Here is a 1150-nt window from a genome sequence, read left to right as displayed (position 1 = left end):
CCCACTCCAGCGTCGCCAGCTCGACCGCCTCGCGCGTCTTCCACGGCCCGCGCCGGTGGATGATCTCGGCCTTGTACAGCCCATTGATGGTCTCGGCCAGCGCGTTGTCGTAGCTGTCGCCGGTGGAGCCGACCGAGGGCTCGATGCCAGCCTCTGCCAGGCGCTCGCTGTAGCGGATCGAGACGTACTGGCTGCCGCGGTCGCTGTGGTGGGTCAGGCCACCGTCGCGCCAGGGCTGGCGGGCGTACAGCGCCTGCTCCAGCGCGTCGAGCACGAAGTCGGTCTGCATCGAGCTGCTGACCCGCCAGCCCACGATGTAGCGCGCGAACACGTCGATGACGAAGGCGACATACACGAAGCCCTGCCAGGTCGAGACGTAGGTGAAGTCCGCCACCCACAGCTGGTTCGGCCGCTCGGCGCGGAACTGCCGGTTCACCCGGTCAAGCGGGCACGCTGCCTTGGCGTCGGGCACCGTGGTGCGCACGCCCTTGCCGCGGCGCACACCCTGCAGCCCGAGCCGGCGCATCAGCCGCTCGACCGTGCAGCGCGCCACCGCCACGCCTTCGCGCCGCAGTTGCCGCCAGACCTTGTCGGCGCCGTACACGCGCAGGTTCTGCTCGAACACGCGTTGCACTTCGGGCAGCAACTGCGCATCACGCTGCGCACGCGCGCTCAGCAGCGCCGGCTCACGCACGCGCGCGGCATGGCGCCGCTACGCCGACGGGGCGACCTGCAACGCGCTGCAGATCGGCTCGACCCCGTGAGCAGCCCGCTGCTCGTCGATGAAGGCGTTCACTTCCTGTGATGGCGGTCGAGCTCTGCCTGGGCGAAATACGCGCTGGCCAGCTTCAGGATCTCGTTGGTCTTGCGCAGTTCGCGCACCTCGCGCTCGAGTTCCTTGATGCGCTGCTGCTCGGCGGTCGTCGGGCCAGGCCGCACGCCGCTTTCGCGCTCGCCCTGACGCACCCACTTGCGCAGCGTCTCGGCCGTGCAGCCGATCTTGCCGGCGATCGACTCGATCGCCGCCCACTGCGACGGGTACTGGTCCTTGGCGTCGAACACCATGCGCACCGCGCGCTCGATCACCTCGGGGGAAAACTTCGGGGACTTCCTCATCTTGGCTCCATTCTCAATCGAAGGAGCCTCCTCA

1 pseudogene and 1 other annotated feature are annotated in these 1150 nt (G+C 69.0%); the pseudogene reads right to left on the bottom strand.

What is annotated here, in order from left to right:
- Positions 1-1116: pseudogene (locus O9280_RS15130) on the bottom strand (IS3 family transposase); the annotation flags it as partial.
- Positions 722-838, bottom strand: a sequence feature (AL1L pseudoknot). It overlaps the preceding pseudogene by 117 nt.
- Positions 1117-1150: the final 34 nt, after the last annotated feature.

Origin of the sequence: Silanimonas sp., from assembly GCF_027531545.1 — a bacterium.
Classification (GTDB): domain Bacteria; phylum Pseudomonadota; class Gammaproteobacteria; order Xanthomonadales; family Xanthomonadaceae; genus Silanimonas.
This window is presented reverse-complemented; position numbering and strand designations above follow the sequence as displayed.